This is a genomic window from Pleomorphovibrio marinus (assembly GCF_003347495.1).
GTDB lineage: Bacteria > Bacteroidota > Bacteroidia > Cytophagales > Cyclobacteriaceae > Pleomorphovibrio > Pleomorphovibrio marinus.
Genome location: NZ_QCXY01000056.1, coordinates 1 through 404, shown reverse-complemented (window position 1 = coordinate 404; position 404 = coordinate 1). Strand labels below are relative to the sequence as shown.

The following is a 404-nucleotide window of genomic DNA, read 5'->3' as shown; positions in this document are numbered from 1 at the left end:
GACGCTCGATCCTCCTGGAAAAGGTCCAAGGTCTCCTTCTCCCCCTCCCTGACAAAGTTCCGGGCTATTAGGCCATATGGATAAGGACAAAGACGAGAGTCTTTGGGCCAGGGTGTGCGGCTGCGTCTGCTGGACGATATAGCTCTCCAGGTTCAGGATCGTGAAATCATCGAAAAAGGCTTCTCCTCCTTCGGAGCCGTCATTACTGAGGTAAATATAGAAATATCCCGGCTCTTCTGCCAGCCCCCCGCAACCTGGCCCCTCGCTAAAACAGTCCCAACGGACTGTTTCTTCACGCTCGGTCCTAATATAATCTTTCATGCTCCCGGTTTGAGCCGTCCTCATACGCTTCCTCCGTCATTTGGGTATAGCCGCCGTACTTATAGTTCATCTCCTTGTCGAAG

Annotated in this window: 1 protein-coding gene; it reads right to left on the bottom strand. The window is 52.5% G+C overall.

Annotated features, from left to right (window positions below; translation table 11 throughout):
- Positions 1 to 321: hypothetical protein (locus DB520_RS26370; RefSeq protein ID WP_232835173.1), on the bottom strand; the 321-nt coding region annotated here is incomplete at its 3' end.
- Positions 322 to 404 lie beyond the last annotated feature (83 nt).